Source organism: Mycobacterium sp. UM_CSW (assembly GCF_000455205.1).
In the GTDB taxonomy this organism is placed as follows: domain Bacteria; phylum Actinomycetota; class Actinomycetes; order Mycobacteriales; family Mycobacteriaceae; genus Mycobacterium.
This window is the reverse complement of sequence record NZ_AUWQ01000024.1, coordinates 1-12,734: the sequence shown is the minus strand read 5'-3', so window position 1 is coordinate 12,734 and position 12,734 is coordinate 1. Positions and strand designations below refer to the sequence as shown.

General features: G+C 70.2%; 10 protein-coding genes. 6 read left to right on the top strand and 4 right to left on the bottom strand.

What is annotated here, in order from left to right:
- Positions 1–189: 189 nt before the first annotated feature.
- Positions 190–2,025 carry an acyl-CoA dehydrogenase gene (locus N415_RS10375; protein WP_068180607.1) on the top strand — a complete coding sequence of 612 codons (1,836 nt, stop codon included), beginning with the start codon at positions 190–192 and terminating at the stop codon, positions 2,023–2,025.
- Positions 2,026–2,325: 300 nt separating this feature from the next.
- On the opposite strand, the gene N415_RS10370 is transcribed toward N415_RS10375, so the two are convergent.
- The gene (locus N415_RS10370; protein ID WP_068180604.1) at positions 2,326–3,639 is read right to left on the bottom strand and encodes an acetyl-CoA C-acetyltransferase; all 1,314 of its coding nucleotides are present in this window, start codon (positions 3,637–3,639) and stop codon (positions 2,326–2,328) included.
- Positions 3,640–3,789: 150 nt separating this feature from the next.
- Here N415_RS10370 and N415_RS10365 point away from each other — a divergent pair, with 150 nt between their 5' ends.
- Positions 3,790–5,154 (top strand): 3-oxoacyl-ACP reductase, encoded by a 1,365-nt coding sequence (locus tag N415_RS10365; RefSeq protein ID WP_068180652.1) that lies wholly within the window; start codon positions 3,790–3,792, stop codon positions 5,152–5,154.
- Entirely contained in the window at positions 5,154–5,999 is an 846-nt protein-coding gene (locus N415_RS10360) for a MaoC/PaaZ C-terminal domain-containing protein (RefSeq protein WP_068180601.1), read from the top strand. The genes N415_RS10365 and N415_RS10360 overlap by 1 nt, the downstream gene beginning before the upstream one ends.
- Here the strand turns inward: N415_RS10360 and N415_RS10355 are convergent.
- From N415_RS10355 to N415_RS10345, 3 genes are read right to left on the bottom strand one after another with little or no spacing between them, the layout of a single operon-like run.
- Positions 5,996–7,240 carry a chloride channel protein gene (locus N415_RS10355; RefSeq protein WP_239645497.1) on the bottom strand — a complete coding sequence of 415 codons (1,245 nt, stop codon included), beginning with the start codon at positions 7,238–7,240 and terminating at the stop codon, positions 5,996–5,998. The genes N415_RS10360 and N415_RS10355 overlap by 4 nt on opposite strands.
- A gap of 25 nt (positions 7,241–7,265) precedes the next feature.
- A complete protein-coding gene (locus N415_RS10350; protein ID WP_068180594.1) occupies positions 7,266–7,886 on the bottom strand; it encodes a TetR/AcrR family transcriptional regulator in 621 nt (206 codons plus the stop codon).
- A 55-nt stretch (positions 7,887–7,941) separates the two neighbouring features.
- Positions 7,942–9,087 carry a glycoside hydrolase family 3 N-terminal domain-containing protein gene (locus N415_RS10345; protein WP_068180591.1) on the bottom strand — a complete coding sequence of 382 codons (1,146 nt, stop codon included), beginning with the start codon at positions 9,085–9,087 and terminating at the stop codon, positions 7,942–7,944.
- A 99-nt stretch (positions 9,088–9,186) separates the two neighbouring features.
- Between N415_RS10345 and N415_RS10340 the strand changes: the two genes are divergently transcribed.
- The 3 genes from N415_RS10340 to N415_RS10335 form a co-directional block, all read left to right on the top strand.
- Positions 9,187–9,387: a DUF2613 family protein gene (locus N415_RS10340; RefSeq protein WP_068180588.1), complete on the top strand. Its 201-nt coding sequence runs from the start codon at positions 9,187–9,189 to the stop codon at positions 9,385–9,387.
- A 73-nt stretch (positions 9,388–9,460) separates the two neighbouring features.
- Positions 9,461–9,634: a DUF2613 domain-containing protein gene (locus N415_RS30590; RefSeq protein ID WP_065443914.1), complete on the top strand. Its 174-nt coding sequence runs from the start codon at positions 9,461–9,463 to the stop codon at positions 9,632–9,634.
- Between the two features lie 67 nt (positions 9,635–9,701).
- The coding region (locus tag N415_RS10335) for an alpha-(1->3)-arabinofuranosyltransferase (RefSeq protein WP_068180585.1) at positions 9,702–12,734 on the top strand (3,033 nt) is incomplete at its 3' end.

Here is a 12,734-nt window from a genome sequence, read left to right as displayed (position 1 = left end):
CTCACATCATCTCCGCAGGTCGGGCCCGAAAACGGGGACTGCCCAACCGGTTGGTTAGTTAGACGGTGGAATTTAGCTCACACTCGCTTGCTTCGGCGACAATAACGGTTATATTTTAGGGCAGTTACTGGTGGGTAACTTAGACCTAGTACCCAACCACAAGTGGCATTCTCAACGAGGAGGAACGTAGTGAGCCACTACAAGAGCAACGTCCGTGACCAGGTATTCAACCTGTTCGAAGTTTTCGGCGTTGACAAGGCATTAGGCCAAGGCGAGTACAGCGACCTCGACGTCGACACCGCCCAGGAAATGCTGTCCGAGATCAGCCGTCTGGCCGAGGGACCGGTCGCGGAGTCGTTCGTCGAGGGCGACCGCAACCCGCCGGTCTTCGACCCCGAGACCCATTCGGTGACGCTGCCGGAATCCTTCAAGGAGTCCGTCCGCGCCGTCACCGAGGCCGGCTGGGACAAGGCCGGCATCGACGAGGCGCTCGGCGGCATGCCGATGCCCAAGGCGCTGCTGTGGGCGCTGCATGAGCACATCCTGGGCGCCAACCCCGCCGTGTGGATGTACGGCGGCGGCGCCGGGTTCGCCAACATCCTGTACCACCTCGGCACCGAGGAGCAGAAGAAGTGGGCCGTGCTGGCCGCCGAGCGCGGCTGGGGTTCGACCATGGTGCTGACCGAGCCGGACGCCGGTTCGGACGTGGGCGCCGGGCGCACCAAGGCGGTCCAGCAGGAGGACGGCTCCTGGCACATCGACGGTGTGAAGCGCTTCATCACCTCGGGCGACTCCGGTGACCTGTTCGAGAACATCTTCCACCTGGTGCTGGCTCGTCCCGAGGGCGCCGGCCCGGGCACCAAGGGGCTGTCACTGTTCTTCGTGCCCAAGTTCCTGTTCGACTTCGAGACCGGCGAGCTGGGCGAGCGCAACGGCGTATTCGTCACCAACGTCGAGCACAAGATGGGCCTCAAGGTCTCCGCGACCTGCGAGCTCTCGCTCGGTCAGCACGGCGTGCCCGCCAAGGGCTGGCTGGTCGGCGAGGTGCACAACGGCATCGCGCAGATGTTCGAGGTCATCGAGCAGGCCCGCATGATGGTCGGCACCAAGGCGATCGCCACCCTGTCGACCGGCTACCTGAACGCGCTCGAGTACGCCAAGTCCCGCGTGCAGGGCGCCGACATGACCCAGATGACCGACAAGACCGCGCCGCGGGTGACCATCACGCACCACCCGGACGTGCGCCGCTCGCTGATGACCCAGAAGGCCTACGCCGAGGGTCTGCGCGCGCTGTACCTGTTCACCGCGACCTACCAGGACGCGGCGGTCGCCGAGGCGCTGCACGGGGTGGACGCCGAGCTGGCGGTGAAGGTCAACGACCTGATGCTGCCGGTGGTCAAGGGTGTGGGCTCCGAGCAGGCGTACGCCAAGCTCACCGAGAGCCTGCAGACCTTCGGTGGGTCCGGCTTCCTGCAGGACTACCCGATCGAGCAGTACATCCGTGACGCCAAGATCGACTCGCTCTACGAGGGCACCACGGCCATCCAGGCGCAGGACTTCTTCTTCCGCAAGATCGTCCGCGACAAGGGTGTGGCGCTGGCCCACGTGTCCGGGGAGATCCAGAAGTTCGTCGACAGCGAGTCCGGCAACGGCCGGCTCAAGACCGAGCGCGAGCTGCTCGGCAAGGCGCTGACCGACGTGCAGGCCATGGCGGCCACCCTGACCGGCTACCTGATGGCCGCGCAGGAGGACGTCACCAGCCTCTACAAGGTGGGCCTGGGCTCGGTGCGCTTCCTGATGAGCGTCGGCGACCTGGTCATCGGCTGGTTGCTGCAGCGTCAGGCCGCGGTCGCGGTGGCGGCGCTGGACGCCGGCGCCAGCGGCGCCGAGCGGTCCTTCTACGAGGGCAAGATCGCGGTGGCATCGTTCTTCGCGAAGAACTTCCTGCCCCTGCTGGCCAGCACCCGCGAGGTCATCGAGACGCTGGACAACGACATCATGGAGCTCGACGAGGCGGCGTTCTAGGCCGTCTGGGCACGCCCAGCTGAATTACCAAGGTCCCCCGCTTCCACGTTGAAGCGGGGGACCTTGTGTCTGTGGCCCGGGCGAGCAAAAAAGACCGCCGCTGGATCCCCTCACTCCAGCGGCGGCCCTTTTCGCCCCCCCGTCGCTGACCGGCGGTCGATTAGGGGACGCCCCGTATTGCCGTCGGGGTCGGGGGGTCAGACCACAACACGGGGCTATCCGGACGGTCGAATACCCGCGTGCCCGGGTTCGTAACCGAGTGTGACCGAATTCATTCGCCCCGATGGTCGAGGCGGCCGGTCAGGCCTCCAGGATCGCCGCGACGCCCTGGCCGCCGGCCGCGCAGATGGAGATCAGCGCCCGAAGCGTGCCGCCGCCCTTCTGCTCGGCTTTCTTCTCGGCCAGCTGCTTGGCGGCCTGCGCCAGGATCCGACCGCCGGTGGCCGCGAAGGGATGGCCCGCGGCCAGCGACGACCCGTTGACGTTGAGCTTGGACCGGTCGATCGACCCGAGCGCGGCGTCGAGCCCCAGCCGCTCCTTGCAGTACTCCTCGGATTCCCACGCCTGCAGGTGCGCGAGCACCACCGACGCGAACGCCTCGTGGATCTCGTAGAAATCGAAGTCCTGCAGGCTGAGTCCGTTTCTCGCCAGCAGGCGGGGCACCGCGTACGTCGGCGCCATCAGCAGCCCGTCGCGCCCGTTGACGTAGTCCACGGCGGCGGTCTCGGCGTCCACCAGGTAGGCCAGCGGCGTCAACGAGTGGGCAGCCGCCCACTCGTCGCTGGCCAGCAGCGCGACCGACGCGCCGTCCGTCAGGGGGGTGGAGTTGCCGGCCGTCATCGTCGCGTCCCCGTTCTTCACCCCGAAGACGGGACGCAGCGTCGCGAGCTTTTCGGTGCTGGCGTTGGGCCGCAGATTGTCGTCGCGGTAGAGCCCGAGGAACGGGGTGACGAGGTCGTCGAAGAAGCCCCGGTCGTAGGCGGCGGCCATGTTGCGGTGGCTGGCCACGGCCAACGCGTCCTGGTCGACGCGTTTGATGCCCATCTGCTTGGCGGTGATGGCGGCGTGCTCGCCCATCGACAACCCGGTGCGCGGCTCGCTGTTGGCCGGGATCTCGATCCCCATGGTGGCGGGCAGCGTGCCCACCAGCTTGAGCCGTTGCAGGTTCGACTTGGACCTGCGCAGCTTGAGCAGCTGGCGGCGCAGGTTGTCGCCCAGGCCGATCGGCGGGTCGGAGGTGGTGTCCACCCCACCGGCCGCGGCCACCTCGTACCGACCGGAGGCGACGCCGTCGGCCGCGGCGATCGCGGCCTGCAGCCCCGTCCCGCACGCCTGCTGGACGTCGAACGCGGGCGTGTACGACGACAGCTCGGAACCCAGCACGCATTCGCGGGTCAGGTTGAAGTCGCGGCTGTGCTTGAGCACGGCGCCGCCGACGACGACGCCCAGCCGCTCGCCGGCCAGCCCGAACCGGTCCACCAGCCCGTCCAGGGCCGCGGTGAACATGTCCTGGTTGGACGTCTCGGCGTATGCGCCGTCCGATCGCGCGAACGGGATGCGATTGCCGCCCAGTACCGCGACTGGTCGCCTGGTGTTAGAACTCGCTGGGGCCACTTTTCTCTCCGTGCATCTCCGGGTACATCACTTTTGAACCGGCCGTTGTTCGCCATAGTACCCACTGTTCTTACTCTGAAGTAAGTTCGTCTCGATACGGTTGGTGGATAACGGGCGCGACAGGCCCGAACACACATGGAAGGCAGCTCAGTGGCTCCAAAAGGCTCGTCCGATCTGTTCTCGCAGGTGGTCAACTCCGGCCCCGGATCGTTTCTGGCAAAGCAACTCGGCATTCCGCAGCCCGAGACGCTGCGTCGCTACCGGCCGGGCGAACCGCCGCTGCCGGGGTCGCTGCTGATCGGCGGTGAGGGCCGGGTGGTCGAGCCGCTGCGCGCCGCCCTGGATTCCGACTACGACGTGGTGGGCGCCAACCTGGGCGGCCGCTGGGCCGACAAGTTCGGCGGGCTGGTGTTCGACGCCACCGGGATCACGACGCCCGCCGGGCTCAAGGGCCTCTACGAGTTCTTCACCCCGGTGCTGCGCAACCTGGGCCACAACGCGCGCGTCGTGGTCGTCGGCACCACACCCGACGCCGCCGGCAGCACCGACGAGCGCATCGCGCAGCGCGCACTCGAGGGCTTCACCCGCTCGCTCGGCAAGGAGCTGCGCAACGGGTCGACCGCGCAGCTGGTGTACTTGTCGCCGCACGCGAAACCCGCCGCGACCGGACTGGAATCCACGATGCGATTCCTCCTGTCCGGCAAGTCCGCCTACGTCGACGGCCAGGTCTTCTACGTCGGCGAGGCCGACTCCACCCCGCCCGCCGACTGGGAACGGCCGCTGGACGGCAAGGTGGCGATCGTGACCGGCGCCGCCCGCGGCATCGGCGCCTGCATCGCCGAGGTGTTCGCCCGCGACGGCGCCCGCGTCGTCGCGATCGACGTGGAGTCGGCCGCCGAGGCCTTGGCCGAGACCGCCAGCCGGGTCGGGGGCACCCCGTTGTGGCTGGACGTCACCGCCGACGACGCGGTCGACAAGATCACCGAGCACCTGAACGACCACTACGGCGGGCACGCCGACGTCCTGGTCAACAACGCCGGCATCACCCGCGACAAGCTGCTGGTGAACATGGACGAGGCGCGCTGGGACGCCGTGCTGTCGGTCAATCTGCTTGCCCCGCAACGGCTCACCGAGGGCCTGGTCGGCAACGGCAGCATCGGCGAGGGGGGCCGGGTGATCGGCCTGTCGTCGATGGCCGGCATCGCGGGCAACCGCGGGCAGACCAACTACGCCACCACCAAGGCCGGCATGATCGGCCTTACCCAGGCGCTGGCGCCTGGGCTCTACGAGAAGGGCATCACGATCAACGCGGTCGCGCCGGGCTTCATCGAAACCCAAATGACGGCGGCCATCCCGCTGGCCACCCGCGAGGTGGGCCGCCGGATGAACTCGCTGCTGCAGGGCGGGCAGCCCGTCGACGTCGCCGAGACGATCGCCTACTTCGCCAGCCCGGCGTCAAACGCGGTGACCGGCAACGTCATTCGCGTCTGCGGCCAGGCGATGTTGGGGGCATGATGAACCAGCCCAGCGGTTTGCGGAACATGCTGCGCGCGGCGGCCGGGGCGCTGCCCCTGCTGCCCCGCTCCGACCAGCTGCCCAGCCGCACGGTGACCGTCGAGGAACTGCCCATCGACCAGTCGAACGTGGCCGAGTACGCGGGCGTCACGGGCCTGCGCTACGGCAACCACGTGCCGCTGACCTACCCGTTCGCGTTGACCTTTCCCGCGATGATGTCGCTGGTGACCGGCTTCGACTTTCCTTTTGCCGCAATGGGTTCGGTGCACACCGAGAACCGCATCACGCAGTACCGCCCGATCGCGGTGACCGACACGGTCGGGGTGCGCGTGCACGCCGAGAACCTGCGCGAGCACCGCAAGGGCCTACTGGTGGACCTGGTGACCGATGTCAGCGTCGGTAACGACGTCGCGTGGCACCAGGTGACCACCTTCCTGCACCAGCAGCGCACCAGCCTGTCCGACGAGCCCAAACCACCGCCGCAGAAGCAGCCGAAGCTGCCTCCGCCCAGCACGGTGCTGCGGATCAGCCCCGGCCAGATCCGTCGCTACGCGGCCGTCGGCGGTGACCACAACCCGATCCACACCAACCCGGTCGCCGCCAAGCTGTTCGGGTTCCCGACCGTCATCGCGCACGGGATGTTCAGCGCCGCAGCGGTTCTGGCCAACATCGAGGCCCGGATTCCCGACGAGGCGCAGTACTCGGTGCGGTTCGGCAAGCCGCTGGTGCTGCCCGGCACCGCGGGGCTGTACATCGACCAGGGCGACGACGGCGGCTGGGATATCTCGCTGCTCAACATCGCGAAGGGATATCCCTACCTGACCGGCAGCGTCCGCGCCCTCTAGCCCGTCCGCGCCGGCCTGCGGCCGACCGCGAGCACCTTCAATCCGTATGCGCCGCAGGCGGTCAGCAGGAACACTCCGAACAGCCACAGCGGCGGGTGGGCGAGCTCCCAGACGAAGATCGCCGCCCAGATCGGCGAGCCCTGGGTCACCGCGAGCACGCCGGCGGCCCCGGCCAGTGAGACGGCCGGGGTGTGCATGTGTGTCCCGGCCGCCCAATTGACCGCCAGCACCAGGGCCGATCCCGCGGCCGCGCCGGTGGCCAGCGAGGGGGTGAGCATTCCGCCGGCGCCGCCGGCGCGCAGGAACAGCGCCGTCAGCAGCGGTTTCAACACCAGGATGACCAGGGCCGCCGACAGGGTCATGCGGCTGGCGAGGCTGACGGTCAGGATGCTGCGGCCGTTGCCGGGCAGCTCGGGCCACCAGTGCGAGCAGATGCCCATCACCAGGCCGGCGCCCGCCAGCGCCGGAACCAGGACCCACGATCGCATCACCCGGGACGGCCGCGCGACCGCCATCAGCCACTTGAACGCCAATCCCACCGCGAGGGCGACCGGCGCCAGGATCAGCCCGTGCGCGGTCAGCAGGTACGACGATTCGGCGCTGGGCCAAACCAGGCTCGGCTGATCGTGGGTTTCGGCCGAGCAGATCGCGACGGCAAGGCTGGACGTGAGGCAGGCGGCGCCCACCGCCCGCGGGTGCCAGGTGTTCAGCATGATTCGCACCGCGAACAACGCGCCGGCCAGCGGCACGGCGTACACGGCGCCCAGGCCCGCCCCGGCCGCGCAGGCCAGCAAGACCTGGCGGTCGTGGCTGGACAGCCGCTTCAGCCACGCGGTGGCGAAATCGCCCAGGGCAGCGGCGAATTGGCGCGGGGCGCCCTCGCGGCCCAGGGAGGCGCCGGAGCCGACCAGCAGCACCTGCAACACGGCGTCGACGCTCCATGCCAGCCGAGGGATCGGCTCGCGACGGGCGATGGTCTGGGCCAGCGGCGGCACCGGGGTGCGGCGCCGCAGGATCCACCAACCAAGGCCCGCCAGCGCCCCGCCGACCATCGGCCCCAGCGCGCGCCGGACCGGGCTGCTACCGGTGATCCCGTTGAGTAGCGTGCCGAAACTGTAGTGGTAGGTGACGTGCTCGACGAACCGCAGCACCTCCGTCGTCGCCAACCCGGCGACCCCGGCCAGCAACCCGACGATGACTACCGCGCAAAAGAAGTCGAGGTTGCGAGCCGACGAGTGCACCCCACGAATGTAGGGGCTAGCCGGCTTATCCGGCTTGTGAGGCGGCTTCCCGATCCTCCGGCGTGCCGCGCAGACCGTGCCAGAACAGGTCGAACATCAGCTCGGCCGCCTCGTCGACGCCGATGTCGCCGGTGGACAGCCGGTTGGCCATCGCCTCGCCGCCGCCGACCAGCGCCACCGCCATCATCTGATACTCGGCATCCGAGCGTGGGGTGCGGCTGCCCGCCCGCATCAGCTCGGCCACCAATTCGATGATCTGCTCACGTCCCTCGCGCACCGTGTGCGCGAACGCCTGCGAGCTGATGGCCTGGGTGTACATCACGATCCAGGACGCGCGGTTGGCGTCGATGTAACGCATGAACGACCCGATAGCGTTGCGCAGCAGGTCCTTTGGGCTCTGGGCGAAGTTGATGTCGGCGCGCACCGCGTCGACGAACCGCCCCAGCTCGCGGTCCAGGCAGGCGCCGAACAGGTCCTCCTTGGAGCCGTAGTACAGGTACAGCATCGGCTTGGAGATCTGCGCCTCGGCGGCGATCGCGTCCATCGACGTCTCGTGATAACCGTTGACGGAGAACATTTGCACGGCGGCGTCGAGCATCTGCTGTTCGCGGACAGCACGCGGTAACCGCTTGGTACCACCCGCCATCGTTGTTGCCTCTCTAGCCGCCAATCTGACTACAGGGTAACGAGGACGGGGCGCATTAGTGGCTGCATGTTCGATTGGCGCCCTTCATCGTCGCCACCCGCACCACCGACGCGTCGACCGCCGGCATCGGCAGTTCGCCGGCGGCCACGGCCTTTTCCAGCCGGTCCAGGACCGCGGGCACCTCTTCGATGCTGACCCACAGCGCCACGTCGGTACCCGCCTGCAGCGCGCGCAGCACCGCCTCCGACACGCCGTAGCGATCGGAGATCGCGGCCATGCTGGACAGGTCGTCGCTGAACACCGGCCCGTTGAAGGGCGGGGCGCCGTAGCCGGTGCCGTCGCGCAGCAACTGCACCGCGGCCCGGCTCAGGCTGGCGGGGTCGTCGCCGGTCAGCCCGGGGACCTGCAGGTGACCGATCATGACTGCGACCGGGAGGTGGGCCACCAGCGTCCGATAAGGCACGAGGTCGCTGGTCTGTAGGTCGCTCAGCGGCGGCGTGACGACGCCGCCCTTGTGGGAATCGCCCGAGCCGTGTCCATGGCCGGGGAAGTGCTTGAGCACCGGCAGCAGCCCGGCGTCGCGCAGGCCCTGGGCGTAGGCCCCGGCGTAGGCGGTGACGGTGTTCGGGTCCGCGCCGAACGAGCGGTCACCGATCACGCCGTCCGGGGCATCGGTGACGTCGACCACAGGGGCGAAGTCGATGGTGATACCCAGGTCGCGCATCTTCTTGCCGCGCTCCACTTCGAGGTCGTGGACTTGCTGGACCGTCTGCGTCTGCGCCAGCTGCCGGGCCGACGGGGCCACCCCGATCAGCGACTTCAACCGCGATACCCGGCCACCTTCCTCGTCGACGCCGACCGCCAGCGGCAGGGGCCCTGCACTGTGGGCGACCTCGGCCAGCCCGCCCTTGAAAATCGAGAGGTCCGTCCAGCCACCGATGATGATCCCGCCGACGTGGGAGTCGTTGACGACGGTTCGGGCTTCGTCGGCGTTCCGCACGCCCACCATCAGCAGTTGTGCCAGCTTGTCGCGGGTCGACAGCGCGGCCGGGACGGCCGGCGGATCGGCGCACACCGGCGGCGCGGGGGCGGCGGCCGGCTTGCTCGACGAGGCCGCCGGCGGGCGGGCGGCATGGTGGCCACAGCCGGCCAGCAGGGCGGTCGCGGCGACGAGCACGGCCAGGATGCGGGGGAAGGGCATCGGGCCATGTTGTCACGGCGGGCGTTTCGTCCCGTGCTCCAGGGGGCATCGCCGGTAGGTTGGCAATCAGCCCATTTGCCTGGCAGGGAGGAGCCGGCGATGGCCGGGTTTTCGTTGGTCGCTGCGGCCAGCATCGCGGTGGGGTTGTCGCTCGGCGCCGCCGCGACCGTCGGCGTGACGCTGGCGATGGACGACCACAAGGCGGTGCCCGTGCAGACCGCACCGCGCAGCCCCGCCGGGCCGTATCTGGTGAATTACGGCTCTCGCTGCTGGCATGGTCATTGCGTGCCGTGGCCGTGACTCGCCGGCCCGGCCGGCGAGCGGCGTTCTGCTAGGTTGGCGCTAGTCCCCGAGAAATTCCAGGAGCCGTTTCATGAACCGGATCATCGCGCCCGCCGCCGCGAGCGTCGTGGTTGGTCTGTTGCTGGGTGCGGCCGCGATCTTCGGGATCACCTTGATGGTGCAGCAGGACACGAAGCCGCCACTCCCCGGGGGCGATCCGCAGTCGTCAGTGCTCAACCGGGTCGAGTACGGCAACCGTAGCTAGCCCGAGTAGGACCCGGGCCGGCGCGCCGTCCCCCTGCTCGTCGGCTGCGCCGCTCTCCCGCCGGTGGTTGCTGTTGGTCGGCGCCGTCGCGCTGGCGCTGACGTTCGCGCAGTCGCCCGGGCAGGTCTCGCCCGACACCAAGCTCGACCTCACCGCCAACCCGCTGCGCTTCCTGGCCCGCGCGACCAACCTGTGGAACAGCGAACTGCCGTTCGGCCAGGCGCAGAACCAGGCCTATGGCTACCTGTTTCCGCACGGCACCTTCTTTCTGGTCGGCCACGCGCTCGGGGTGCCGGGCTGGGTGACCCAGCGGCTGTGGTGGGCTCTGCTCCTCACGGTCGGGTTCTGGGGGCTGCTGCGGGTGGCCGAGGCGCTGGGCATCGGCAGCCCGTCGTCGCGAGTGATCGGCGCGGCGGCGTTCGCGCTGTCCCCGCGGGTGCTGACCACGCTCGGCTCGATCTCGTCGGAAACCCTGCCGATGATGCTGGCGCCGTGGGTGTTGTTGCCGACGATCCTGGCGCTACGGGCCGCCGGCGACAGGTCGGTACGGGTGCTGGCCGCGCAGGCCGGGCTGGCGGTCGCGCTGATGGGCGCGGTCAACGCCATCGCGACGTTGGCCGCTTGCCTGCCGGCGGTGATCTGGTGGGCGTGTCACCGCCCGAACCGGTTGTGGTGGCGCTACACGGCGTGGTGGGCACTGGCGCTGGCCCTGGCCACGCTGTGGTGGGTGGTGGCGCTGGTCTGCCTGCGCCACGTCAGCCCGCCGTTCCTGGACTTCATCGAATCCTCCGGCGTGACGACGCAGTGGTCGTCGCTGACCGAGATTCTGCGCGGCACCGACAGCTGGACCCCGTTCGTGGCGCCGACCGCCACGGCCGGCGCGCCGTTGGTGACCGGGTCGGCGGCCGTCCTGGCCACCAGCCTGGTCGCGGCGGCCGGGCTGGCCGGCTTGGCCGGCGCGGGAATGCCGGCGCGAGGCCGGCTCGTGACCATGCTGCTGGTCGGCGTGGTCTTGATGGCCGTCGGTTACAGCGGCGGGCTGGGGTCGCCCTTCGCCCACGAGGTGCAGGCTTTCATGGACGCGACCGGCGCGCCGCTGCGTAACGTGCACAAGCTGGGACCGGTGATCCGCATCCCGGTGGCGCTGGGCGTCGCCCAGCTGCTGGGCCGGGTCGCGCTGCCGGGCAGCGCGCCGCGCTCGGCGTGGCTGCGCGCGCTAGCCCATCCCGAGCGCGACAAGCGGGCCGCCGTGGCGGTCGTGGTCCTGACGGCGCTGATGGTCAGCACCTCGCTGGCGTGGACCGGCCGGCTCGCCCCGCCGGGCACGTTCGGCGCGATCCCGGCGTACTGGCACCAGGCCGCCGACTGGCTGGACGAACACAACACCGGTACACCGGTTTCCGGGCGGGTGCTGGTGGTCCCCGGGGCGCCGTTCGCCACCCAGTCGTGGGGCACCACCCACGACGAGCCGCTGCAGGTGCTCGGCCACAGCCCGTGGGGCGTGCGCGACTCCATCCCGTTGACCCCGCCGCAGACCATCCGGGCACTGGATTCGGTTCAGCGCCTGTTCGCCGCCGGGCAACCCTCGGTCGGCCTTGCCGATACCCTTGCCCGCCAAGGCATTTCGTATGTCGTGCTGCGCAACGATCTGGATCCGGAGACGTCGCGCTCGGCGCGGCCCATCCTGGTGCACCGCGCCGTCGAGGGCTCGCCGGGGTTGCAGAAGGTGGCGCAGTTCGGCGCTCCCGTCGGGCCCGGCACGCTGGCGGGCTTCGTCGCCGACGGCGGCCTGCGGCCGCGGTTCCCGGCGGTCGAGATCTACCGCGTCGCGGTTGCCGGTGATCCGGGCGCGCCGTATTTCGTCGACGCCGACCGGCTGCCCCGGGTCGCCGGGGGCCCCGAGGTGCTGCTGCGCCTGGATGAGCGGCGACGGCTGCTGGGCCAGCCGCCGCTGGGCCCGGTGCTGATGGGCGCCGACGCCCACGCCGCCGGCCTGCCCGCACCCCTCGTCACGGTCACCGACACCCCAGCGGCCCGCGAAACCGACTACGGCCGCGTCGACCAGCATTCGTCGGCCGTCCGGGCGGCCGGCGACGCGAGGCACACCTTCAACCGCGTCCCCGACTATCCGGTCCCGGGCGCCGACATGGTGTTCGGCGCCTGGAACGGCGGCCGCATCACCGTGTCGAGCTCGTCGTCGGACTCCACCGCCATGCCCGACGTCGCGCCGGCGACCTCCCCCGCCGCGGCCGTCGACGGCGACTCGGCGACGGCGTGGGTGTCCAACGCGCTGCAGGCCGCCGTCGGGCAGTGGCTGCGCGTCGACTTCGACCACCCGGTCACCAACGGCTCCCTCACCATCACGCCGAGCGCCACCGCCGTCGGCGCCCAGGTCCGCCGCATCCTGGTCGAGACGGCCAACGGCAGCACCACGCTGCGGTTCGACGAGCCCGGCAAGCCGCTCGCGGTGGCGCTGCCGTACGGCGAAACGCCGTGGGTGCGGATCACCGCCGCCGGCACCGACGACGGCTCCCCCGGCGTGCAGTTCGGCATCACCGACCTGTCGATCACCCAGTACGACGCGTCCGGCTTCGCCCATCCGGTCAGCCTGCGGCACACCGTGCGGGTGCCCGGGCCGCCGGCGGGCGCGGCGGTCGCCGGGTGGGACCTGGGATCGGAGCTGCTCGGCAGGCCGGGTTGCGCGGCGGCGCCCGGCGGTGTGCGATGCGCGGCATCGATGGCACTGGCTCCGGAAGAGCCGGTCAACTTCAGCCGCACCCTGACCGTCACGGACCCGGTGTCGGTGACGCCGACGGTGTGGGTGCGGCCACGGCAGGGGCCCAAGCTGGCCGACCTGGTCGCCGAGCCGAATACCACTCGGGCCCAAGGGGATTCGGACGTGGTGGACATCCTGGGGTCCGCGTTCGCGGCGACCGACGGCGACCCGGCCACTGCGTGGACCGCACCGCAGCGGGTGGTGCAGCACAAGTCGCCGCCGACGCTGACCCTCACCCTGCCGCGGGCCACCGAGGTCACCGGGCTGCGCGTGGCGCCCAGCGCGTCGACGCTGCCGGCGCACCCGACGGTGGTGGCGGTCGAC

Bases quoted from the DNA above. Each gene is read 5' to 3' on its own strand.
- N415_RS10340 (WP_068180588.1), top strand. From the start codon at position 9,187: ATGGCCGGGTTTTCGTTGGTCGCTGCGGCCAGCATCGCGGTGGGGTTG.
- N415_RS10345 (WP_068180591.1), bottom strand. From the start codon at position 9,087: ATGCCCTTCCCCCGCATCCTGGCCGTGCTCGTCGCCGCGACCGCCCTG.
- N415_RS10360 (WP_068180601.1), top strand. From the start codon at position 5,154: ATGAACCAGCCCAGCGGTTTGCGGAACATGCTGCGCGCGGCGGCCGGG.
- N415_RS30590 (WP_065443914.1), top strand. From the start codon at position 9,461: ATGAACCGGATCATCGCGCCCGCCGCCGCGAGCGTCGTGGTTGGTCTG.
- N415_RS10350 (WP_068180594.1), bottom strand. From the start codon at position 7,886: ATGGCGGGTGGTACCAAGCGGTTACCGCGTGCTGTCCGCGAACAGCAG.